Raw genomic sequence first — 23361 nt, forward strand, 5'->3', positions numbered from 1 at the left:
CGAGCGGGAAGACCTTTTCAGCAGAGCATCGGAAGGCACTCCGAAAGATCATCGAGACCTGGAAGCGACACTATGAGCAAGTTTTTTGAAGACCTGATGGAGAGCGTCCAGGAAATGGACGAGATCCTTCGCGGCGAACGGCAGGCATCCCGTGTGTTCTGGGTCGACCCGGCAGCTATCAAGGAGCTCAGGGAAACGACCGGCCTTTCGCAATCGAAGTTCGCTCTTCTTCTTGATGTCGACGTGGGCACGCTGCGAAACTGGGAGCAGGGCAGGCGGGCGCCGACGGGTCCGGCTCGGGCGCTTCTGCGTGCCATTCGTAAAGACCCCAAGCACGTGCTTGCTGCCCTGGCCTGACTTACCCGTGGGCAAGTGAGCCTATTCGCTCGTCGAGCGAGCCACCGATTCGTCGCTGCGTTCACGTGTCAGCTGCCAGATACCGACGACAACAAGAATTCCGTCCATGCCGGCGATCCACACGCCGAAGATGACGCGCTGATACATCGCAGGCGCGAGGCCCGCGTATCCGATGAGGAACAAGGCCATGAACAGGACGCAGGCGTAGGGTCGACGGCCGCGGGTAAGGAAGGCGCCGGCGGCCATCGCGGCAGTAGCACCCCAACCGACGAGCAGGGCTGGCGATGCGTCGTGAAAGCTTTTCAGGGCAGCCGCGAAGCGGCTTGGAAAGATGCCGAACAGGCCTTCAAGGCCGGTCATGACGACGGTGACGGCCAGCCAGCCGACAGGAATCAGCGCGAGAAAAAGCGCGGTTGGTAATGGTTTGCGTGGTACTGACATCATCCCTGTTTCCCCCTTATCGCTACCCCACGGCACCAAATGCCGCACCGCGCCTTGGCCCCCCGGCCGGGCGCGTTAGAATTGGCCGACCCCATGGGGGTGCAGCCAGCCCATGAAGATGCCCAGCGCGACCATGGCGATGAGCAGCAACGACAGACCAATGCGACGGGTGAGCGCCCACACCGTGCGCTTGCTCTGGCCTTTGTCGGTCATCATGAAGAACAGGGCCTGGCCAAGGTTGAAAAGCACAACCAACAGCAGGATCACCAGCGCGTACTTATAGATGGTTTCCACGTGACCCTTCCGCCTGATATCGACAATCCGAGTATAGCGGTGGCCACGGGGCGTCTGGCATGACCTTCTTGCGTCGTCCGACGTGGTTCGCTGTCGCACTTACCGTGGTGGGCGTGCTGGCCTTCGTGCGCCTGGGTGTCTGGCAGCTGGATCGCGCCGACGAGAAGGACGAGCTGCTGCGGCGCTACGCCGCATCCGCCGCCGCGGCCGTGGAGGACTTCGGCATGATTGCCGACGCACCTCCGGTGGATCGCTACCCTCGTGTGGCGTTGCATGGCCAGTTCGTGCCTGGCCACACCTACATCCTCGACGACCAGACCCATGCGGGCCAGGTCGGCATCCATGTTTACGTGCCGTTCTCGCCGCACGGACACGTGCCGTACGTGCTGGTGGACCTCGGATTCCTGGCCAAGGAGGCCGGCGCCAACCCGCGACTGCCGCCGTTGCCCAAGGGCGAAACGACGATTCGCGGGCTGTACGTGCCGTCGCCCGGTGTCGGTGTTCGCCTGGGCGGCGATCGCCTGCCGGAACAGCACGGTGCGGAAAAATCGATGGTGTATGTCGACATAAAGGAGATCGGCGCCGACGTCGGCCGCGCGCTGTATCCTCGCGTGTTGCTGCTCGATGCCGATCCGGCCAGCATCTATACGCGCGACTGGACGCCTGGCTTCATGCCGCCGGCGCGGCATCGCGCCTATGCATTCCAGTGGTTCACCTTCGCGCTCGCCGCGGTGGTGATCTTCGTCCTCCTGCATCGCCAGCGACGCCCGAAGCGGCCCGAGCAACCATGACCGATCCGAACGTCTCCACCAAGAACATCCGTAGCAGCCGCATCAAGCTGATCCTGATCATGCTGGTGTTCCTTGCGCCCATCATCGCTGCGGGGCTGCTTACGCTCAGCGGCTGGCAGCCGGAAGGGAAGGGCAACGGCCGGCCGATCGTGCCTCAGCGCAGCGTCAACGACGTGCGTATCGACGTGGACGGCAAGCCCTGGGTGTGGCGAGACAGTGAGCCACGCCTGACCCTGATCGCCCTGCCGGGTCCCGGCTGCGCCGACCATTGCCTGCAGACCCTGGCGCTGATGCGCAACGCGCGCATCGTGCTCAACGCCAATGCGGATCGCCTGCGCCTGCTCTATCTGGGAACGCCGCCGACCGCGCCGGGTGCCGATGGCGTCATGCCTTCCTGGAAGGTGGGCGGTGATATCGCCGATGCCTTCGGAGAATTTCGTTCGACCGAGCCGGACAGTGTCTCCGCCGTGCTTATCGAGTCCAACGGCACCGCGTTGTCTTACTATCCCGCCGGTTTCGACCCGAGCGGCCTGCGCAAGGACATGCAGAAGGTGATCCGCTGATGCCCCCGCGTACCGTGAAAATCCTGCGCACGCTCGGGCTTCTCGCTGCACTGTTCGCCTTCTGCATCGTAATGTTCGGCGCCTTCGTCCGTCTTTCCAATGCCGGGCTTTCCTGTCCGGATTGGCCGACCTGCTACGGCAAGGCCTCGTGGCCCGGCCACGCGCAGGACATCGCGCAGGCGAACGAAGCGTTCCCGGATCGCCCCTACGAAACGCACAAGGCCTGGCGAGAGCAGGTCCATCGTTTCCTCGCCGGTGGCCTGGGCTTCATGGTGCTGGCCATCGCGCTGATCTCGGCCTGGCGCCGACGCGTGGCGGTGGTCGCGGTACTGCTCGCCGCCGCGTTCGCGGTGGTGGGCGTCGTGATGTACATGCGCGGCGAGCATGTCGTCTCCTCGTTCCTTTCCGCTTTCGCGATTGCCTTGCCGCTGATCGCCGCGGCAACGCTCGACCGACCGGGTGCGTGGAAGATCGGCATCGCGGCGCTGGCGGTGATCATCTTCCAGGCCATGCTCGGCATGTGGACGGTGACCCTGTTGCTGAAGCCGATCGTGGTGATGGGCCATCTGCTCGGGGGCCTTGCTACGTTCGCCCTGCTAGCGTGGGCTGCACTGCGCTGGTGGCGCGTAGGAACGCCGGACGACCGCTTCGCCGCACTGCGTGCGCCCATCGCGATCGGCATCGTCGTGCTGGTCTGCCAGATCGCCCTGGGCGGATGGACGAGCTCGAACTACGCGGCGCTCGCCTGCGGCACGGATTTTCCGAAGTGCCTCGGTCAGTGGTGGCCGCAGACCGATTTTCCACAGGCCTTCGTACTCTGGCGTGGCATCGGCGTGAATTATGAAGGCGGCGTGCTCGATATGGCGGCACGCAGTTCAATCCAGCTCGCGCATCGCATCGGTGCGCTGGTGACGTTCTGTTACCTGGCGTGGCTCTCGCACAAGCTGGCGCGCGCCGGTCTGCGCAGGATCGGTATCGCGGTCGGCGTGGTTCTGATCGCGCAAGTCCTTCTTGGTGTCGGCAATGTCCACCTCGGACTGCCGCTGCCCGTGGCGACGGCGCACAATGGCGTGGCGGCCCTGCTTCTCTTCACCCTGCTCGCGGCCCTGGCCAGCACGCAGCGCCTGCCTGCGACGACGGAGTCCCTGTGAGCAAGATCGCCCAATACTACGAACTGACCAAGCCGCGCGTCGTCGCGCTGCTGGTTTTCTGTGCGGTTATCGGCATGTTCCTCGCCGTCGATGCCTCCGGCCAGCGCGTGTTGCCGACCTGGCATGCGGCGGTCTTCGGTACGCTCGGCATCTGGCTGGCGTCGGCGTCCGCGGCGGCATTCAACCACCTCATCGACCAGCGCATCGACAAGCTGATGGCGCGCACCTCGCACCGTCCCCTTGCCACGGGTCAACTCACGCCGATGCAGGTGTTCATCTTCGCGATGTCGCTCGGCATCGTGTCGATGCTGGTGCTCGTGTTCCTGGTGAACATGCTCACCGCCGTGCTGACCTTCTTCTCGCTGATCGGCTACGCGGTGATCTACACGGCGTACCTCAAGCGTGCGACACCGCAGAACATCGTGATCGGTGGTCTCGCTGGTGCGGCGCCGCCCATGCTCGGCTGGACGGCGGTGACCGCTTCGCTGCATCCGTATGCGCTGCAGCTGTTGCTCATCATTTTCGTCTGGACGCCGCCGCACTTCTGGGCCCTGGCGATCTTCCGCGTCGATGACTACTCGCGTGCGCAGGTGCCGATGCTGCCGGTGACCCATGGCGTGGTCTACACGCGCTGGCACATCCTGTTTTATACGATCCTGCTTTGCGTGGTGACGTTGCTGCCTTTCTTCACCGGCATGAGCGGGCTCATTTACCTGTTCGGCGCGGTGATCCTCGGCGCGGGCTTCCTCTGGTACGCCATCCGCATGCTCAACCCGCCGGACGAGCTGTTTGCGATGAAAATGTTCAACTATTCCATCGTGTACCTGATGGTCTTGTTTGCCTTCCTGCTGGCGGACCACTGGCTGGTGGATCCGATGGTGCAGCCGGCGTTTAGGCTGGAGCCGGTGGTCTGACTTCAATGCCCGTGTAGGAGCCGATTCATCGGCGATCCTACAGCGCGCTGCGCAACCACTCGGCCACAGCCCCCGGATGCTCCAGGTGCAAATGATGCCCCCCGTCCATCCGCGTGACGGTGATGTCATCCACGCAATCGATCCGTACCTGCAACGCCTCCGGTTCCAGATACGGCGGATGCGGTCGCGCCAGTAACAGCGACGTCGGCGCCGCAAGGCCGAGCAACAGCGACATCACCTGCGTCTCGGCGAGGCGGATGGCCGTCGGCTTCGACAGGCGCGGATCGCTGCGCCAGCTGTAGCCACCCTCTACCTCCCGTAATCCGCGTTCGACGATATGCCGGGCCAGCGAGCTGTCCAGCCCACTGGCCAGCGCCCGCGCCCGGGCTGCATCGTCGATAGACGGGAATACGCGCAGCGGACGGCTGCCCTCGTCCTTGATGGCCAATGCGTCGCGAAAGCGCTCGAGCGTGCGGGATCCGTCGTCACCGAGAGGGCCAAGGCCTTCGATCAGCGCCAGGGCGCGAATGCGCTCCGGCGCGGCGATCGCGACCATGGTCGCCACGCCCGCACCGAGCGAATGGCCGAGCAGATGAAACCGGGGCAGGGCGAGCGAATCGACCGCTGCCAGCACCGCCCGGGTGTAGTCGACGTGCTGATAAATCGTGCCTTCCGGCAGATGGTCGGAATGACCGTGGCCTGGCAGGTCCAGGGCGATGACATGGAAGCGCTCAGCCAACAACGGCGCCAGCAGGGCAAAGCTCGCGGCGTTATCAAGCCACCCATGGAGGAGCACGAGCGGCGGCGCATCCGGCTCACCCCAGGTCAGCCCGGAAAGCTCCAGCCCGGAGATGGAAGTCCGCAACTCACGCATCGTCGCGGACCTGTCGAGCGCGATCTCGGCTGGCGGCAAGCCGGCGCGCCGCCTCGGCAGCGTCGTAGTCCGCAGCGAACTCGGGCCAGCCCTGCGCATGCCTCAGCACCAGGTCGGCGATCGTCCCGACATGGGCGGGCGTCGCATTGAGGCAGGGAATGTAGTTCAGTGTTTCGCCGCCGGCCTCTTTGAAGAAGTCGGCGTTCTGCATGGCGATTTCCTCGAGCGTCTCCAGGCAATCCACCGCGAAACCGGGGCTGATGACGTCGATCCGCTTGATGCCATTGGCGCCAAAGACTTTGACCGTCTCATCCGTGTAGGGGTGCAGCCAGCGCTCACGACCCACGCGCGACTGGAAGCTGAGCGGTGCCTCGACCTCGGACAGTCCCAGGGCTTCGCGCAGCAGGCGCGCCGTGGCGTGACACTGGCAGAAATACGGATCACCGTTACGCACGTAGCGTTCGGGAATGCCGTGGAAGCTCATGAGTAATTTCTCGCCGCGACCGTGTCGATCCCAGTGGGCCCGCACGCTATCGGCCAGCGCGGCGATATAGCCCGGCTCCGCATGGTAGTCGTTGATCTGGCGCAGCTCCGGCGGCCAGCGGAGGCCTTTCACCGCATCCGCCACCGCGTCGAAGACACTCCCGGTCGAGGTGGCCGAGTACTGGGGGTAAAGCGGCAGCACGAGCAGTCGCCTGACGCCTTCGCGCTGCAACTGCGCAATGGTTTCCGCCACGGCGGGCTTGCCGTAGCGCATGGCGAGCGCCACGCGGATCGGGCCGGGCCGACGACGACCCAGTTCGGCCTGCAAGGCGGCGGCGAGCGCTTCGCTACCTACCCTTAGCGGCGAACCCTGCTCCGTCCAGATCCGCGCATAAGCGTGTGCCGACCGCTTCGGTCGCACGCGCAGAATCACACCGTGCAGGATGGCCAGCCAGAGCAGGCGCGGGTATTCGATGACACGCGGGTCACCGAGGAACTGCGCCAGATAGGGCCGTACAGCAGCGGCGGTAGGCGCTTCAGGTGTACCGAGATTAACCAGCAGCACACCGACCTGGGGCAGGTGGTCATGGGAATACCCGGCAAGGCCGGTATAGTTTGGCGTACCTGGCATCGGCGTCGGGCACTCGCGGGAATTCCCGCAGTCTGCCATAGCGCGGTGTAACGCCGAAGCCGTCATGTGTATGAAAGGAGCCACGCGATGACCCCACGTCTTTCCCGCCTGCTTGTTCTCGGCCTTCTTGCCTTGCTGCCGGTCTCGGCAGTCCAGGCCGCCGACCCGCCGAAGGAGCAGGCAGAGAATGCGGTGCGCGTGCTCAAGGAAATCATGGACGATGCCCCGGACAAGCAGTTGCCGGCCGACCTCCTCAAGAACGCGAGGGCCATTGCCGTCCTCCCCGACATGGTCAAGGGCGGCTTCGTCTTCTCGGGGGCCAAGGGCGAAGGCCTGATCTCGATCAAGAGCCCCGATGGCACCTGGTCCAACCCCAACTTCATCTCCATGGCGGGTGCCGGGGTAGGCTTCCAGATCGGGATCCAGTCGGCCGACGTGATCCTGGTCTTCCGTACCGATCGGGGCGTGCAGGGCATCATCGACGGTAAGTTCACCCTGGGCGCCAACGCCTCCGCCGCCGCCGGCCCGGTGGGCCGCTCAGCCACGGCGGCCACCGATGGCCAGCTCAAGGCCGAGATCTACACCTATTCGCGCGCGCGCGGCCTGTTCGCCGGCGTGGCCCTCGATGGCACCCACTTCAGCATCGATGACGACACCAACAAGGAGGTCTACGGCCCGGGTATCACCCCCCGCCGCATCTTCGAGACAGGCGGTATCACCAACGCTCCAGCCTATGTCGTCAATTTCCGTGACACGCTGGAGGAGTACACTAACCGCTGAATCTGAACCATCCGGCGTCACGCAAGGGCGCTGGTCCGTCCCATCGGTGCCCTGGCGGGCGCCTGCGAGGTTTTCATGAGCATTACCCATATCGTCCTCTTGCTTCTCGTCGTCGTGCTGATCTTCGGCACGAAGAAGCTGCGCAACATCGGCTCGGACCTGGGCGGTGCCATGCGCGACTTCAAGAAGGGCATGGATGGCGACGAAGAGGCCAAGGCGGCCCGCGAGCGTGAAGACAAGCTGCGCGCGGATCCCCCGGTAACGGGTCAGGTCCCGCCGACCCACACCGAATCCACCGAGCCGCGCGACCGCGCTCCGTGATCCCGGCGGCGCCATGATCGAGATCAGCTTCGGTAAATTGCTGCTGCTCGCGGTAGTGGCGCTCATCGTCCTCGGCCCCGAGAAGCTTCCGCACGCCGCGCGTACCGCGGGCTTGCTCCTGCGGCGCATGCGCAACGGCTGGGATAACGTCAAGGCCGAGGTCGAACGCGAAATCCAGGCTGAGGAAATCAAGCGCACGCTGCGCGAGACGGCCGAAAGCGCCCGTTCCGCGCATGACAGCATGCGCGACGAGATCCGCGGCGCCGGCAAGGACATCCGCGACACCGGTGACCGCGTCCGCGACACCTTTACCGAAACGCAGACAGCGCGTATCGAAGGCCGCGAGGCCGACCCGGCGCGCGACATGCTGCCACTGGCCCACGGTGTGACGACGCCACCTGCGCCGACTACGGATGAACCGCATGACCGCAGCTGACCCCGGTCCGTCCGCCGACGACGCGATCGAAGAGGGCCTGTTTTCCCACCTGATCGAACTGCGCTCCCGACTTCTTCGCGCCGTCGTCGTCCTGCTGCTGGTGCTGCTGGCCCTCGTGCCGGTGGCCAACCATCTCTACGCCGAACTGGCCAGGCCGCTGGTCGAGCGCATGCCCCAGGGCGCGCACCTGATCGCGACCGAAGTGGCCAGCCCGTTCGTGACGCCGCTGAAGCTCGCCTTCTTCGTGGCGCTGTTCATCAGCATGCCGATGATCCTGTACCAGCTGTGGGCCTTCGTCAGTCCCGGTCTGTACAAGCATGAGAAGCGTCTGGCGCGGCCGCTGCTGGTGGCGTCGCTGGTGCTGTTCTACACCGGCTGCGCGTTCGCCTACTTCGTGGTCATGCCGGCGGCCTTCAAGTTCCTCAACGCCGTCACCCCCGAAGGCGTGGAGATGATGACGGACATCACGCATTACCTCGACTTCGTGATGCTGATGTTCTTCGCCTTCGGACTCTGCTTCGAAGTGCCGGTGGCCGTGGTCATCCTGGCGGCGATCGGCGTCGTCGACGCCCAGAAGCTCAGCAAGGGCCGGGGCTACGCCATCGTCGGCGCCTTCGCCATCTCCGCCTTCATCACTCCACCGGATTTGTTGTCCATGGTGATGCTGGCCGTGCCTATGTGCCTGCTGTACGAAGTGGGCCTGCTGTCGGTGCGCTTCCTGCTGAAACCACCCGAAGGGGAGTAACTCATGGGTGTGTCGAATTAATCATCAGGAAATGCTGCGTCACTTCGCATAGGTTTCGAAGCTACACATGACGTCAGGTTCGTCCTTCTCGGGATTAATCAGAACGCCGCGGGCTTTCCTGCAGATTTCCTCTATCCCTTGACGGTCGGCCTTCGTGTATTCGGCGTCCTCGTCTTCGGTGTGGATGATCAGCTTCCAGTTCAGCGGCAAACAGTAGTCGGGGTCCGGGGAGATTCTCGACGAACTTGTGCCTCCATCCCAGCGACGCAGAGCTTTGTTCGCTTTATCGGCGGTGTCTTTGCACGCCTGGACTGGCGTCTTGGTCGGATTGGCTGGCTTTTTTAGATGACATGTGGCGATGATCGTCTGATTGGGGTGTGATCCTGTTCTTTCAGATAGCGTTCCGCCTGTTTCGGTGCACAGGTTTGTCAGCTGATCCTTCACTTCCTCGTAGTCAGAGACTTCAGCAAAGCTTGCCCTCCAACTCGGTGCGGAGCAGTCTGCCGGATTGTAGTGGTCGCTCCCCACGTCCTCGTCCGCGCTCGCATCGGTCGTCTCGATTCCTTTCCCGCTCAAATATTCCTTCGCCGCATCCTTGGATGTCTGGCAAACCTGGATGGGTGTCTTAGCGGCCTCGGCTCTTCCCGAAGGGATAGCAGCTATGCACACGATAGCGATCCATGCACCCAGACAAGAGGGGGTTGAAAACCGATAGATGGGGTGGCGGGTATCCATGCCATGTTCTCCTTGAGTTATACGGTGCCCTCGGCCGCATCCGTAACAACTTCAGGGAGCGGCCGATGGCCTCACGCTGGACCGGTCATCGCCTGATGCCAATCCCGACGAGTAGCGACTGCACCACCTTTCCCGTCTGTCCTACTTCCTGGAGAACCAATTGCCCCGTGTAGGACTTCCCCTGAGGAAGATCGGGATTGTCCGAGGCGAGGTATTCAATGGATAGAACACTTTCGCCTGAGTTGTCGGCTGCTCCACCTTTGGCAATGGCGGAATGGTTTATGCCGAAGGCCGCTTCGCCTGCCCAGGTCAGTGTTCCTCTGAGCTTGAGGGAGTATTTGCGGCCATTGTCGTCGACGACCGTCGTGCTGAGCAGGGTAGGCGCTGGAGGGGAGGCGGCTAACGATGTCGGACCTTCATCGTCGGAGATCGCGAGGTAACCCGGACGGGAGCCGATTCCTGGTGTGGCTGGCGATATGTGGAGAACGGGCTTCTTCCCATCTACAAATTGAGCCGTAATCCGCGGAATGTCGAGCGAAAGCGTTGGGAACTCCACGGCAGACGCTTCATCGTCGCCGCCATGCAGGGCAACTTTGAGCACGATCCGCAATTCGGTCTTGGTGCCGAGTCCGTTGAGGTAGACGTAAGGAAGCGTAACGCTCAGTCCCGCACTGACTTCATCCTTCGTGACGGTTCTTGGCGAAGGAAACAGGTCCAGGTCATTTTTGGAACCATTCTGCTTCGTTCCCTGGCAGCGTAACCAGATGCGCTGACCTTCCTGGATAGTGGGCCACGCCGCTACGGTAAGTTTGCCGCCGTTCGTTATGTCCCGGCAGTCGAGCGCATTGCGCGCGAGGACCTCGGCAAGCACCGGGCGAGGAAGGTTCGCGATGTTTGCGGTGCTGCCAGACGGTGGTGGCTTTGGGTCGGCAACGGGAGCGGGCTTCGGTGCCACAGCCGGTTTTGGGGTTGGAACCGGCGAGGGTACGGGTTTCGGAGCAGGCTCAGGGTTAGATGCCGGAGGCGGCTTTGGAGCAGGAGCCAGCGGAGTGGTTGGAGCCGCGTACGTGAAGTTCACCTCGAGCCGAATGGACTCCCGCACCCTCGCTCGCATCCCCGGCACGGCCCAGCTCATGAGCTGGACCGTGGTAAGTCCCCGGTACGTACCGAACGGCAGGTTCGGGTTGTGTTCGGGCCTGACGACGGCGAGCAGTCTTGTGGAATTCAGATGGTCCCGGCCCTTCGCCTCCGAGGGGTTGTCCCACCCTGTATTGATGGCGTGGACGTCTTCCGTGAAAACCCGGCGAGATAGCCGGCATCGGACGATCCGTTTCTCTTCGTTTGTGTCCACCAGCCGGACATTCAGGAACTTCGCGGTGCCATCCAACGAGAGCGACGTGGGCCCTTCCTCGGCGGACGTCGCGACGTAGCCGTAGTCGCATGGCAACGAAGGATCGGGAAGGGATTCCAGTTCGGAAACCTCATCCATCTGCACGCGCAACGTGGAGCACTTCGGGATATCGAGCGTGAGTTCCGGAAACATCGTCGCCGTGCTCGATGCGCCGCTTCCGTCGAGTGACGCCTTGAATACGACCCTTACCTGCGCGTAGTCACCGAGCTCTTCCAGATAAGCATGTGGGATGGTTGCCTCGATGCCTTGCAAGACCTCGTCAAGAGTGACGGGTTTGCTGGACCCTCGCAGCGAGCGGGGCACGGAGGTGCCATCCGCTCTTGTTCCCAAACACTGTAGCCAGATCCGCTGGCCGTTACGAATAGAGGGCCAGGGCGCGATCGTAAGGGCCGCACCGTTGGGAACGTCGCGTCGATCAATGGCGTTCAGGCCCCGAGCGTCCAGCGCACGCGGGGTCGGGTAGACGGTGGCGTCGACAGGAACGTCGGTTGCAAGGTCTTCTTTAACGGTCTGAGCGGGGGGCGACACGTCCCCTGTGGTCTTGCCAGGTAGTGACGCGAGCAAGTCGTCCACTTTCTCCTTGAACTCGATACCACCCCAGGCGGCGGAGTAGTCGAGGCGAATCTCTATATCGGCGATCTGGCCGCGGATGCTCGCGTCGTCAAGAAGATCGAGCTTCCAGGACGAGACGGCGCCGGCACCCTCGAACATGCCATAGCGTCCATCCGCGAATTCGTTGCGCAGCGCGATGGTTTCCAGTGGATCGGCGCCCGGTCGGGGCGACGCGTGCGAGAGCACGATCTGCTGGTCGCCACGCAGGTCGCGCAGGACCGCTTCCGCACTACCCTTGGTCGGGTCGTAGAGCGACTCCACGCCCATGGGATCGGGTCGATACAGGAGCGCGCTGGACGTTTGCGTGAGTACGGCGCGGATCTCCGTATCGGCGTTCAGCTTCGGAGTGGGCACCTTTGGGCTTCCCTCCGTCGGCACCAGGACGACCGCGAGATACCGTATCTGGCGAAGGTAGTGACCGGGAAAGTCCTTGTCGAAGAGCTCTTCAGTCAAATGGAAGGATAGCTTTCCATCTGACAGGGCAGTTTTCCATGCCGCCTCTCCCAGCTCCTTCTTGAGCGAAATCGTCTTGTGAATGCTCAGGCGCCGCACATGGCGCCGCAGGAAGGCGCCCTGCATGATGTGAAGATCGTTCTGCAAGGCCTCGCCCGCGAACATGCCGCGTCGTGCCCCATCCCATGCATCGAGCCGCACGTGCTGGCTATCGAAGTCGCCGGTTTCATAACGATAGCTTGCCTCGGCGTCCAGGCAGAGGGCGAAAGCGGACTGGTAGGCCGAGGCGAACAGCTCGCCGAGGCGGCCCAGCATCCACGTGTACGTGGATGCGGTGGCGAACCCGGTGGTCTGCACCTCGTATTCGCTGCGTAACGTGTTGCGGCGCATGATCGCTTCGTTAAGTTCGATCGTTGCCGACTCGGCACGCGACGTCTGCTCCTCCATCTGCGAGGCAAGGATGGTGAGATCGTGCTCGGCCTGGGCCTTGTCGTGCGTCCACTCCTCGTTACGGCGCTCGTAGGCGGCTTCAACCCGGAGATCTTCGGCAAGCAGGCGGCTGGCTTCGGAAGTGGCGCCTAGCGCATCGCTGATCGCCTGGGGTACTCCCGCGGGGTCGGCGTTACCGACGGCCATACCGAGGATCCTCGGGATCGTTTTCAGTCCACCTTGTGCGCCGATGGGTACCAGGCGCGCGAGCTGCAAAGCTATACCAAAAGCGGCTGTCGTCGTGCCGGCGACCTCGATCGCGCTACGAGGGAACGCAAGCTGCCCCGTCAGATACTTAATCCGCGTCTGTGTGGCCTGTTGGCTCAACTGCAGCGTATTGCGTTCGCGCCTGGCGGTTTCGACCGCTCTGCGCTTGAGAGAGATATCGAAGTCGGCCAGGGCCACCAGGTTCTTCAGCTGTTCGACTTCCAGCGCGTTGTCCGCTTCGTGTTCGTAGATCCGGAACAGATACCGGCCCAGATCGGTCAGGCGTTCCACCGCCGATAGCGCCATGGCCACCACTTCACGAAAACGATAGGCGGGCATGGTGTGGAGCGAAAGCAAGCGCAAGCCACTCGTCGATCCGCGACGACCGCCACTCCAGCTGTCTTCCGCATCTTCGTCGCCGTAACCCAGGTAGGGGATAAGCACGCCGTCGATGGTGCGCCCGTGACGGAGATTCTCGAGGCGGCCCAGTAACAACGCGCGACGTTCCAGTAATACTCGATCGACGGGCTGGACAAACGCGTCACGCGGCACTGAGCCCAGTTTCATCGGTGCCCACGGGCGCGTTTCAGCGGGTTCCTGGAGCGTCCCGATGAGCTGCAGCGCTTTTTGGTAGCAAAGGTTCGCGTCACGCAGGGTGTCGGGGCTCAGTCGCCGGAACTGTTCGTCGCCTTCTTTGCGCCACAGGTCGACCAGGAACGCGTGGATGGCTTTACGGAAGTAGATGGCGTTCGCGTAGCCCGCCAGCTCCGGTGCGGCACCGGTGTCGCTGGCCCCATCGAGGGGATAAACCAACGGCAGGCAGTTCCAGAAAGGAATCGGCGCCGACGTTTTGGTCGCGCTCCCGCGGTAGGGGTCGAAAAGATAGCGACGGCACCAGTGCCACGCCTCTTCGTAGTGGCCTTTCTCGCGCAGGCTCCAGGCAACCAGCCAGGGCACCTGGAAGAACAGTTCCCAGAAGTACAGTCCGTTGGCGCCGCGGAAGTCCACGAACCCACCACTGCCGCCGGCACGCAGGGCGGGTTCGGGTAGCGTCTGCGCATCGATCGACAGCGCAGCGTCCACCGAGCGCGTCGCACGGGCGACGAGCTGCTTGCCGAACAAGGTGTTCAGACGGATCGGTGGCTGGCGGGACTCGTCCAGATCGAGGTATTGCGCCTGCGCGCGGTTGCGGCGCACACGAGCGGTGGGTACGAGGTCGTCTGCGCTCAGGGTGGCCGCCTCGATGAGGTTGACGAGGGCATACGGCGCGGTGAGACGGGTCCACTCGTCGTAGGCGTCGTCGACGGTCTTCGTCGTCGGATCGTCCGAGGCACTGAGGACCAGACGGAAGGTGTAATCCGTCTCGTCGATATTCACGGGGATGCTTGCGACGATACGCTTCGTCCCACGAGTGTGAGCGTCCAACATCACGGTCTTGATAACCACATCGGTGCTACTACCGCCGACGAGTTTGTCCAGCGTTGTCATGAGTTCGCGGTAGCTGGCCTGTTCGCTTGCGGCAAAACGGACTAGCGCGCTGCGAACCTCGGCAGGTAACGCCGCGCGAGTCGTCTCGGGAAGTGATGCGCCCAACTGATCGACCATAAGACCGATGAAGGCTTTATGCAGCGCTTTCCTGTGGGTTGCATGCGTAGCCTGCAGGAACGGTAACTCGCCAGAGAGCGCGCTTTTGTCGGAGGTGCCAAACTCAATCTCCTCGTCGCGAAGCGCCTGATAGTAGTCGCTGGCTGGGATGCGCCATGTGTCGGTGAGTAGCGGCAGCCAAGCGCCCAGGGCGGCCTGGTTGGTCGTTGCGAGTGCGTGGAGCGTATCCAGCGCTTCCGATGGGACGGTCGGGTAACGCTTTTTGAGGCTCTCCAGGTCGACCGAATCGGACGCAGATGTCGCGGGCGATTGCGCGTTGCCGACGCGGATGAGTTCGGCTTTCACCGAAATCGGATCGTCCTGCTGTGGGGCGCCACTGAGTGTGCAGGGAATGTCGAGATCGGGTCCCACTGGCGAAGCTCCTGCGTAGGTACCGATATGCAGTGTCGACACTCCGCTGCCATCCGCCTCGACGAGGCTGGTTACTAGCGGTAAGGCTCTACTCTCCAATAAATCGAGAAGTGTCGTTCTTATCTCCAGTGACTTGGCCTCAACATCGAGTCCCGGGATTATTTCCTCGATGTAGCCGATCGCGGTAGCCTCCCGATCTTTGGCGAGTTTGCCGAACGTCGATTCATGGATGATCTTTATATCGATGCTATCGAAATGGATCTTCGTGCTGTCCCACGAGTCAGGGGCGATATGCGATTTCAGTGCATACTCGGCAACTACACCGAAGTCCTTCTTTACTCTCGGTCCTTGCGCTTCATATTCGACGAACTTTCTCACACGGATGACATAATCGATGGAGATAAGCTCAATGTCATTGATGGTTTCGACCGGTTTCCGCGATCCCTGCTTCGGCAACCACACGTCGTCAAAGATGCCAGTAATCTCGATCTGTTTTCCGTCAGCTGTCAGTGAAGCGCTGAGGCCGGCGCTCTCCGGGCCTTTCATCAAGAGTTTGTCCGCCAGCGCCTTGACCCTCGTGTCGTCTGGCTTGCTTACCTGATCGCCGTTGGTCTTCAATTCGTACTTCGCGCCGATGTAAGGATGCTGCACGACACGCGGATCCCGGAAGAGGCTGTACCAGTTGCGGACGAGTCGCTTCTCCAGCTCGCCGCCCGCCTTCTCGCCGTCCAGATGTTTCTCGTCGATAAGCAGCAGGTCACGCACCGCCAGGTAGTAGTCCTTCTTCGCCGTCCAGTCTTTCGCCTCGTCCGGTATCGTCTGTTTTGTGCTGTCGAAAAGCATCGCGACCAGGTAGGGCTCGGCTTCGCGTTGGCCCTTGCGGTTTTCCATGACGATGAGGCCGGGTCGGAAGCTGCGAGTGAAGAGCTTCCGCTCGGGCATGTCCGCAGCCGACAACGGATCGGTACTCGACGAGGGCGCGGGGTTCGGTCGCGTGCCGTCATCCATGTACCCATCGAGCTTCAGGAGGGTGTTCGATGCACTCCAGTTGTCATTGGTATCCAGGTAGCTGTAGCAGACGCGTAACGCGTAGTACGGACTGACCTTGGTCTCGTTGTCGAAGGAGAGTGCGGTGCTGTCTCGCTCCACCCAGACGATATATTTTCTGCCGTCGACGATGAGTGGCCGAATCGTCTCGATGCTGTCCCGGGAATCGTCTTCGTCGTAGCGAGCGACGGTCAATGCGGTTGTCGCGGCGCGGACGGCTTTCATGTCGGCGGCGGCGATGGCTGCGGCGGCGTCGGCCGCCGCTTGGGCAGCCGCCCTGTCGGTAGCGATGTCGACAGCATTGAGGAGTTCTTTGGCCGTTTTCTTGCTTTCGTTGCTCTTTTCGATTTCGTCTGTCAGCGCCTTTTCGATCGTCCCCAAGGATGGTCTCGGTATCCTGGTTTGTGTCAGTGTCCCGTTGATCGGCAAGTCGATCTTCTTCCAGCCGCTCCAGGCGAGCATGCCGGTTTGATTGTCGTTCGCCTTGACGTTCATCCGACCGGATTGCCAGAAATAGTCGTAAGGCTCGATGTTCCTGCGGCCGATCAGGTTGAGTTCGTCCTCGGCCGGGTTGGTGCCGTCGTGATAGGCGGAAATCACCTGAATGTTGCTGACCTGCTCGAAATCGGCGAGGTATCTCAGCAAGGTGGTGTCGATGTCGGTGGGGCGCGCCTGGCCCTGGGCCAGTTGTGTCTCCAGATCGAAGAAGGCGCTGGTCTTGTGCTCGCGGTTTGCCGGGTGGATGTGGTTTTCCGGGTAGGCCCTGCGTTCCCTGTCTCGTCGCCAGTCGACGTAGCGGGCGCGACGGGCACTCCACTGCTGGCGTTCTTCCTCGGAATCCACCCGCGGGTCCAGGTGCTTTTCGAGGCCGCTGAGTAACCGGTGGATATACAACTGGAGGCTGTCGATGGCTGCGGCCAGTCGTGTCGTTTCGGGTTCGGGACCAACTTCCAGATCGGTCAACAGCCAAGTTGAAAGTTCATTCTTATTGGCGAACTTCCTGCCGTCCGTGTCGCTTGCCCGCCCCAGGAGCCAGGCGATCATGGCATCGCACCACGCCCGGTTGTGCATCCCCACGATGACGTTCCGCTCGGAGGCTTCGCACGTGGCAAGTAGCAAGTGTCCGGCGGCCTCCATGTCGGCGGTAGCACTTTCCGGTTCAAGACGCGCCAGCGCGAGCAAGGCGTCGACGGATATCGTCGTGCGTTCGGCGAGCGCTTGCAGGCGAAGCAACCACGCGATGTGACTGCTGGTGGTCAGGCGGCCTGCCGTTCCATCGGCAAGCCTGCCTGCCACGGCCGTCACGACGGATTTGTCGCTGCGCAGGAGTTCGGCCACGCGCGCTGCGGACTCGCCTTTAATGGTGTCGGGGGCTGTCGCAAGGTAAGCGAGTAGCGCGTCGCGTGCCAATTCGTTCTCGATGCCGGAGCGTGCGGCGACGGCGCTTATCGTCGCGTTCCATTCGGCAAGGCGATGAGCGAGGATCAGGCCGACCTCCTGGATATCCGACTCGCTCAGGTCGAAGCGCTCGCGATGGGTGCGGATCGCATCGATCGTTGGCGCATCGACGGCCAGCAGCGCGACCAGTGGCGCCCGCTGGCGCAGCGTCTTCAGCCACGCCGAGGCGCTTTCGTCGGGCGCGTGCCTGTTCCTGAGGAGTCCCAGCACTGCTGTGGGTGTAGCGCCGGCCCATCGGGCCAGGGAGGCTCGCACGAGTGGGTCATCGACCTCGGGAAGCAAGGACTCGAGGATGGTCTCCAACAGGTTACGCTGGCCTTCGAGCAACTCGGTAAGTCGTTGCTTGACGCGCGCTCGGGTTCGCTCGAACTTCTGCCTGGTGGCTACCCGGCGACCGGCTGTCGTATCCATCGACGGTTTGAGCGCGGTATCGATCATCATGTCCAACGTGTCGCCGTCCAGGTCGAACACGGTTTCCTTGAACACCCCGCCGCTGTCGATCAGTGACGACAGCAGTTCGGTCGGGGAACGTTTGGCGTCCTTTGCAAAGGGCATTTCAAGGAACGTGTCTTGCAGGCGGTCGTCAGTCGCGGCGTGCTTCAGCAGGGGGAGCTCTGGAATGCGGCGGACCAGGTCGGTCGCTCGCGTCCCTTGATCGCCGAGCACGGTGGTGAGCGTCATGGCGTCGAGGCGGTGACGACGAAGCCATTCGGAGAGGTTCATCAGCGTGACGATCGCATCGATGATATCCGGCGCATTCTCTGTATCACCGCGGGCGAGCTTGGCTTCCCCGGCGAGCTGCGCAAACAGGGTGGGCTGCGCCTGCTTGAACAGACGCAGCAGCGCCAGGCCTCTCGTCTCGTCGAGGCCAAGCCAGCGTGGCACCACGACGAGGCGTGGCAGGCGGACACGAATGACAGGCTGCGGACGGGCTCGCGAATGTTCCTCGCCTTGGTTACCCATCCAACCATGGTGGAGAGGGTGTCGATACCGACAGCCATGCCTGCGCAAAGGCGCTGCATCGTCGGATCGCTGCTGGCCTTGCTGAACGGTTTGCCGTCCATGGTGAGCAGTGCGCCGGAACCGGCAAGGTCGCTGCTGCCGGCACCGGGGCGAAACAGCGTGTCGTAGTGGGAAGTGTCGCGTCCGGTGGCATAAGGAGATATCTCATGCAGGACGGCCGCATAGGCATTCAGGTCCACCCGGCGGCTGTCGCGGAGATGACAGTACAAGCCAAGCGCGCGCAAGGCATGGACGTCGATCTGGAAGCCGTCGTCCAGGCGCTGGGCGGCGAAGATGGCCTGGAGCAAACGATCGAGCGCCGCAAAGGGCAGGCCGGTACCGGCATGTAGTCGGAGCATCGCATCGATGCGATGGATGTGCCCCGTGGTGAGGTTTTCGATGCGTGTGGCTTTGCCTGTTTCGCGTCCGGAGACCAGTCTTAGCGCGGGCGACTGGCCGTCATTGACGAAGTGCGCACCGAACGTGCTGCTATCGGGGTCCTCATCGGGTTTGCCCTCCTTGCTGATCGTCACCGAGGTGTGGCTAACGTCGTCCGAAGATCTGGCGACGCCATTGACGGCGAGCAACTGACGCAGGCGTTTGCGGTTGAGGCCAGTCAATGACAGGAACGTTACCGAATCGGCGAGGCCGGCGACCGTGCTGTCCGCCGGCCATCCCATCCGCGTCCACAAGGCACGGTCGCTGGTTGCCTGAGTTGCCTGTAGCGCTCTGAGTTGAGCCGGTGCCAGGCCCGTGCACAGGGTGAGCGCGTTGCGCATCGAGGCGTTGACGATGGTTCGATGGGAGAAGTTGGGGTAGTCCTCATCGGTCTGGCGCAGCAGCTGCCAGGGATGCTGGCGCTTGCTTCGTAGCACCTGAGCCACCAGGGCCCAGGCGCGATCGAAGGGCAGGTTTGCTGGTGATGTCGCGGCGGCCAGCACCACCGCTGCGTTCCCATGGCCGCTGTCGGTGGACTTCACCATGGCTTCGAGGTATTCAACCGCCAGAGCCAGGCGGGGCACGCGCCGGTTCAGTGCCGGCTCGTCCAGAAGTAGGTCGGGTATATCTCGACGTCGGCTTGCCAGAGGGCTCTCGGGCGGCTCGCCGACCTTCGCTTCAAGCCTGCGTGCGGTGACCAGGAGTGAATCCGCGTACGCGAACGGGCCGAAGCGGCTTTCGAATGCTTCGTCCGGACAGAGGTCGATGCCCTGATCGCCGAACAGGCTCGGGTAGTCGGCAGCGAACGTATTGGGTGCCGGCATGGTGGCCAGGGGCGCGGGCTTAGACATGGCGAATCCTTTCGCTTTGTACCAGGTAGGCTTCGCATGACCGACCATGGACGGGTCGGTCATGCGGTTGACGTACGTCCCAGGCTAACCTTGCGTTTTATTCTGGAAGATGTAGTTGGCAGCTTCCCTGATTGTCCCCAGAGTCGTTATCTTGGCAGGCCACGACAGGTCGTAAACCTGCTTGAGCTTGGTCGCAATGTTCTCGAGTGCCTTGCTGTCGCTCGGACAGACATCCAGCTGCATATCGGCTGTGACGACATGGCCGCATTTCTCGTCTTCGTCAATCGCTGAGGCATACTTAAGAATTCTGGCTAGAATTTCTTGTTCGCTATCACCACTCATGGGTGTTGCTCCTTTGAAATGTGGATGACTTCCGTCTCGAGGGGCTCATCGTGGGAGGAGCCCATCTCAAGTTTGTCGTGCGCTCAACATCCGACGCCATACCCCCTTGGTTGTAGGTGCGATTGGGGAAATTGAGCGCTTGCTTCTACTTGTCATCCAGTTGCCGATTCAGCGCCCACGACAGCGCGCAACCTCGATTGCCGGCTTGCCTGAAACCAGTAGATGGGATGTCAGCGGCCCGGATTACTAGGGCAATGTCTTTGTCTTTGCGGGGTCGATGCCCCAGCTTAGAAGCGGTGAGTCCGAGCGTTCTGCGATATAGGTAGCCACGGCGTCGAGGCCTTCGGCAACCAGTTTCTTTGCATCGCTGGGGACTTCGACACCGTACTTGGCACAGATGTCGATAGCGGCCTCACTCGCCTCTGCCGATGAGCACGGCTCGGTGATCTTTGCCCAGTTGTCTTCCGAGACGGTTTTCTTGATGCTCTTCTTTGCGTAGTAAGCATTTGTCAGCTTGACGATGTCAGTCTTGAGAGCAGTATTGGCGGCCATGGCACGTGTCCTTGTGTCAGAAAGGGATGAGAGGCCGTCTGTCCGGCTCCCACTCCATGCTGCTCCGGTGGCGCGCTCATCGGCGATATGCCGTTTGTCGTAGGTGCCTCAGGCAATACTCAGCCTGCGACCTTACTTGCCGACCGCCTGCCGATTCAGCGCCATCCCCTTCAAAACATTCAACGCCTGCGACAACGCGTAATCCTCGATGGCCAGCTTGCCATCATCGTCGGATGCGTTCTTGTCGTCCTTGGCAGCCTTCTCGTTAACGAGATGATTCGGCAGGTCCGCTTCCGAACCAATCAGCTGCGGCGCCGTGTCGCTCTTGTTCACCGCAAGATCGGCAAGCGGAATATCCGGCTTGATTCCTTCGGCCTGGATGGATGTACCGTTGGGCGTGTAGTAACGCGCGGTAGTGATCTTGACGGCGTGATCCTGATCCAGCGGCAGCACGGTCTGCACCACGCCTTTGCCGAAGGTGCGACGGCCCATGATCAGTGCACGATGGTTGTCTTTCAGTGCGCCGGAAACGATCTCCGCTGCGGAAGCCGTGCCGTTGTCGGTGAGGATCACCATCGGTGCGCCCTTGAGCAGGTCGCCAGGGTGCGCGTCGAAGTTGAGGTTCGCGTCCTGCAGGCGACCCTTCGTCGTCACGATGACGCCGGAGTCGAGGAACGCGTCGGCCACCGCGACGGCGGTGGTGAGCAGGCCGCCCGGATTCGAGCGGAGGTCGAGAACGGCGCCTCGGGGTGCGCCGTTCTTCTTGATGAAGTCGGCGAGCTTCTTGTCCATGTCCGTCGCCGTGTCTTCCTGGAACTGGCTCAGGCGAATATAGACGTAGCCCGGATCGAGCTGGCGCACCTTCACGCTGGTGACGGCGATGCGCTCGCGCACCAGCGGCATGTCGATCGGCTTGTCCGACTTCTCATGCAGGATGGTGAGGGTGATCTTGCTGCCGGGGTCGCCGCGAAGCTTCTTGAACGCTTCGTCGATGTTCTGGCTGTCGACGACCATGCCATCGACCTTGAGGATCGTGTCGCCGGGCTTGATGCCGGCGCGAGAGGCGGGCGTGTCGTCGATCGGCGAGACGATCTTCAGGTTGCCGTCCACCTGGAGCACCTCGATGCCGAGGCCGCCGTACTGACCGGTGGTGTCCTCGTCGAGTTCGTCGAGGCCTTCCTTGTCCAGGTACTCGCTGTGCGGGTCCAGATTCTGCAACATGCCGCTGATCGCGGCCTTCATGATGGTCTTGTTGTCGAGCTTCTCGACGTACGCCTGGCGCACGATCTGGTAGACCCGCGTGAAGTTGCGGATGTCGTCCAGGTCGACGGTGTCGTCCGCTTTGGCGGCCACCGCCGCTGCGGATGTCGAGGACGCTGCAGGAGCATCGGGTTGTTTGAGTGGCTTTTGCTGGGCCTGGGCGGCGGGTATCGCCACCACGGTGCCGAGGGCAAGCGCGAGGGCGAAACGAAGGGGGTGCTGGCGCATGCCTGTCTCCGGGGTCAATGCCGTTTACCGAGCCAGCCGCGCGCATCGATGGGTTTGCCACCCTGGCGCAGCTCGAAATAGGCGCCGTTGTCACCGGCGGGCGCCGCGGCCGTACCGACGGTTTCGCCAGCCTCGACCATGTCGCCCACGCCGTGCAGCAGCGTTTCGTTGTTGCCGTACATACTCATGAAGCCGTTGCCGTGGTTCACGATGATCATCATGCCGTAGCCGCGCAGGAAGTTCGCGAAGACGACGCGGCCACGCGCTACGGCCTTCACTTCGCTGCCGCGCGCCGCGACGATGATCACACCGCTACCGTAGGCGTGCACCGGACCGTTGGTCGGCCAGGGCAGGTTGCCGCGAAGGTTGCCCATGGGTGCGGCGGCAGGCGCGCCCTTCGGCGTGGGAGCGGGCTCGGCGGCCTTGGCCGCTTCGTCGATCACCTTCTGCAGCCGGGCGACCAGGGCATTCATGTCCTGCTCGTTCTGCTTGAGCGCGGCGATGCGCTGGGCCTGGTCCTTGAATTTGGAATCCGCCTCGACCACCAGTTTCTGTTGCTCGCTGCGTTGCTTTTCCAGTTCGCCGGTGCGCTTTTCGCGTTCGGCCCGGGTCGCCTCGAGCTTGTCCTGCTCGGCGGTGATGGCGGTTTCGACCTCCTGCAGGCGGGAAAGATCCGCGAGCAGGCCACGGATGCGCTCGACCCGGTTCTCCTGGAAGTAGCGGGAGTAGGCGAGGGCGCGGGAAATGCGGTTGACGTCTTCGTCGCCGAGAAGGAGTTGGAGGTCGGATCCGCGGCCGAGCGTGTACGTGGCCCGGAGCAGGTCGCTCAGCGCGCCCTTCTGCTGGTCGAGGCCGGCCTGCATCCCGGCCCGTTGGTCGTTCAGTTGGGCGAGGTCGCGCTTGCGCGCTTCCAGCTCCGTGTCCGTTTCACGAACGGCCTTGGCTGCGGCCGAGACCTGCTCGGCCTGCCTGGCCAGGGCGGCATTCGCGCTGTCCCGGGCGTTGGCGGTGTCCCGCTGGTCCTTGGTCAGGCCCTCGATCTCCTTGCGCACCCCGTCGAGCTTCTGCCGGGCGTCGTCCTGCTCGGACCGGGTCTTGGCGTCCTGTGCAGCGAAGGCGGGCGGTAAGGGAGCCGTGGCGAGGAGGATGAGGGTCAGGAGGAGGGGGAGGCGAGGGAGTGGGCGCATCGGGCGATTATTACCTATACGGTGGTGGAGCCGCCTGCCGGCGGTTCGCCGATGAATCGGCTCGTACGGGGCAGGGCCCGGTCCGGCCCATTCGTCGGGTTGCTGGCCTCGCCGTGGCTTGGCAGGAGCCGATTCATCGGCGATGGCTGGTATGGCCCTCAACCCGCCCCGTAGCCCGTTTCCACGAAGTGGTCTAGGCACGCGCGACGTAAGAATTCCGTTCGCTTTCCGTTTGGACGTCTGAACGCTTTGACGCAGCGCGACAAATATGACTAAAGTGGGCCGCAAGCCC

General features: G+C 62.8%; 21 protein-coding genes. 10 read left to right on the plus strand and 11 right to left on the minus strand.

All coding sequences use genetic code 11. From position 1 onward, the window contains the following. Nucleotides 1-72 precede the first annotated feature (72 nt). Nucleotides 73-357: a NadS family protein gene (gene nadS, locus HB634_RS16160; protein WP_046967931.1), complete on the plus strand. Its 285-nt coding sequence runs from the start codon at nt 73-75 to the stop codon at nt 355-357. A 21-nt stretch (nt 358-378) separates the two neighbouring features. On the opposite strand, the gene HB634_RS16165 is transcribed toward nadS, so the two are convergent. Together HB634_RS16165 and HB634_RS16170 are read right to left on the minus strand one after the other, a co-directional pair. Next, on the minus strand, nt 379-801 hold the full coding sequence (locus HB634_RS16165) for a hypothetical protein (protein ID WP_213949298.1): 423 nt from the start codon (nt 799-801) through the stop codon (nt 379-381). 72 nt (nt 802-873) lie between these two features. Beyond that, on the minus strand, nt 874-1092 hold the full coding sequence (locus HB634_RS16170; RefSeq protein WP_036139356.1) for a twin transmembrane helix small protein: 219 nt from the start codon (nt 1090-1092) through the stop codon (nt 874-876). 59 nt (nt 1093-1151) lie between these two features. Between HB634_RS16170 and HB634_RS16175 the strand changes: the two genes are divergently transcribed. Genes HB634_RS16175 through cyoE form a run of 4 tightly spaced genes read left to right on the plus strand, consistent with a single transcriptional unit; the run spans nt 1152 to nt 4511 of the window. After that, nucleotides 1152-1883, plus strand: a complete 732-nt coding sequence (locus tag HB634_RS16175) for an SURF1 family protein (RefSeq protein ID WP_063571444.1) — start codon at nt 1152-1154, stop codon at nt 1881-1883. Continuing rightward, the gene (locus tag HB634_RS16180) at nt 1880-2446 is read left to right on the plus strand and encodes a hypothetical protein (RefSeq protein ID WP_063571445.1); all 567 of its coding nucleotides are present in this window, start codon (nt 1880-1882) and stop codon (nt 2444-2446) included. Before HB634_RS16175 ends, HB634_RS16180 begins: the two co-directional genes overlap by 4 nt. Then, on the plus strand, nt 2446-3597 hold the full coding sequence (locus HB634_RS16185) for a COX15/CtaA family protein (RefSeq protein ID WP_213949300.1): 1152 nt from the start codon (nt 2446-2448) through the stop codon (nt 3595-3597). Before HB634_RS16180 ends, HB634_RS16185 begins: the two co-directional genes overlap by 1 nt. Continuing rightward, on the plus strand, nt 3594-4511 hold the full coding sequence (cyoE, locus tag HB634_RS16190; RefSeq protein WP_213949302.1) for a heme o synthase: 918 nt from the start codon (nt 3594-3596) through the stop codon (nt 4509-4511). The genes HB634_RS16185 and cyoE overlap by 4 nt, the downstream gene beginning before the upstream one ends. A 37-nt stretch (nt 4512-4548) precedes the next feature. Here cyoE and HB634_RS16195 read toward each other — a convergent pair whose 3' ends face one another. Together HB634_RS16195 and hemH are read right to left on the minus strand one after the other, a co-directional pair. Further along, the gene (locus HB634_RS16195; protein ID WP_345777508.1) at nt 4549-5424 is read right to left on the minus strand and encodes an alpha/beta hydrolase; all 876 of its coding nucleotides are present in this window, start codon (nt 5422-5424) and stop codon (nt 4549-4551) included. Further along, nucleotides 5378-6499: a ferrochelatase gene (hemH, locus tag HB634_RS16200; protein WP_213949304.1), complete on the minus strand. Its 1122-nt coding sequence runs from the start codon at nt 6497-6499 to the stop codon at nt 5378-5380. Before hemH ends, HB634_RS16195 begins: the two co-directional genes overlap by 47 nt. An 87-nt stretch (nt 6500-6586) precedes the next feature. On the opposite strand from hemH, the gene HB634_RS16205 reads away from it, so the two are divergent. From HB634_RS16205 to tatC, 4 genes are all read left to right on the plus strand, one after another. Next, entirely contained in the window at nt 6587-7279 is a 693-nt protein-coding gene (locus tag HB634_RS16205; RefSeq protein WP_213949306.1) for a lipid-binding SYLF domain-containing protein, read from the plus strand. 75 nt (nt 7280-7354) lie between these two features. Further along, nucleotides 7355-7600 (plus strand): twin-arginine translocase TatA/TatE family subunit, encoded by a 246-nt coding sequence (tatA, locus tag HB634_RS16210; protein ID WP_063570436.1) that lies wholly within the window; start codon nt 7355-7357, stop codon nt 7598-7600. 13 nt (nt 7601-7613) lie between these two features. Beyond that, nucleotides 7614-8036, plus strand: coding sequence for a Sec-independent protein translocase protein TatB (gene tatB / locus HB634_RS16215; RefSeq protein WP_063570437.1), 423 nt, complete (start codon nt 7614-7616; stop codon nt 8034-8036). Continuing rightward, the gene (gene tatC / locus HB634_RS16220; protein WP_213949308.1) at nt 8023-8781 is read left to right on the plus strand and encodes a twin-arginine translocase subunit TatC; all 759 of its coding nucleotides are present in this window, start codon (nt 8023-8025) and stop codon (nt 8779-8781) included. The genes tatB and tatC overlap by 14 nt, the downstream gene beginning before the upstream one ends. Before the next feature lie 39 nt (nt 8782-8820). On the opposite strand, the gene HB634_RS16225 is transcribed toward tatC, so the two are convergent. Both HB634_RS16225 and HB634_RS16230 read right to left on the minus strand, forming a co-directional pair. After that, nucleotides 8821-9516 carry a hypothetical protein gene (locus HB634_RS16225; RefSeq protein WP_213949310.1) on the minus strand — a complete coding sequence of 232 codons (696 nt, stop codon included), beginning with the start codon at nt 9514-9516 and terminating at the stop codon, nt 8821-8823. 85 nt (nt 9517-9601) lie between these two features. Continuing rightward, nucleotides 9602-17089: a neuraminidase-like domain-containing protein gene (locus tag HB634_RS16230; protein WP_213949312.1), complete on the minus strand. Its 7488-nt coding sequence runs from the start codon at nt 17087-17089 to the stop codon at nt 9602-9604. Between the two features lie 135 nt (nt 17090-17224). On the opposite strand from HB634_RS16230, the gene HB634_RS16235 reads away from it, so the two are divergent. Next, a complete protein-coding gene (locus tag HB634_RS16235; RefSeq protein WP_213949315.1) occupies nt 17225-17716 on the plus strand; it encodes a hypothetical protein in 492 nt (163 codons plus the stop codon). A gap of 215 nt (nt 17717-17931) precedes the next feature. Here HB634_RS16235 and HB634_RS16240 read toward each other — a convergent pair whose 3' ends face one another. The 5 genes from HB634_RS16240 to HB634_RS16260 all read right to left on the minus strand — a co-directional run bounded on the left by HB634_RS16240 (nt 17932) and on the right by HB634_RS16260 (nt 23069). Next, nucleotides 17932-19500: a Tc toxin subunit A gene (locus tag HB634_RS16240; protein WP_213949317.1), complete on the minus strand. Its 1569-nt coding sequence runs from the start codon at nt 19498-19500 to the stop codon at nt 17932-17934. Nucleotides 19501-19584: 84 nt separating this feature from the next. Beyond that, nucleotides 19585-19842, minus strand: coding sequence for a hypothetical protein (locus tag HB634_RS16245; RefSeq protein ID WP_063571190.1), 258 nt, complete (start codon nt 19840-19842; stop codon nt 19585-19587). A gap of 246 nt (nt 19843-20088) precedes the next feature. Continuing rightward, a complete protein-coding gene (locus HB634_RS16250) occupies nt 20089-20394 on the minus strand; it encodes a hypothetical protein (RefSeq protein WP_213949319.1) in 306 nt (101 codons plus the stop codon). Nucleotides 20395-20526: 132 nt separating this feature from the next. Further along, nucleotides 20527-21882 carry a S41 family peptidase gene (locus tag HB634_RS16255; protein WP_063571188.1) on the minus strand — a complete coding sequence of 452 codons (1356 nt, stop codon included), beginning with the start codon at nt 21880-21882 and terminating at the stop codon, nt 20527-20529. A gap of 14 nt (nt 21883-21896) precedes the next feature. Beyond that, the gene (locus HB634_RS16260) at nt 21897-23069 is read right to left on the minus strand and encodes a peptidoglycan DD-metalloendopeptidase family protein (protein WP_213949321.1); all 1173 of its coding nucleotides are present in this window, start codon (nt 23067-23069) and stop codon (nt 21897-21899) included. Nucleotides 23070-23361 lie beyond the last annotated feature (292 nt).

Source organism: Luteibacter sp. dw_328 (genome assembly GCF_018449605.1).
Classification (GTDB): Bacteria; Pseudomonadota; Gammaproteobacteria; order Xanthomonadales; family Rhodanobacteraceae; genus Luteibacter.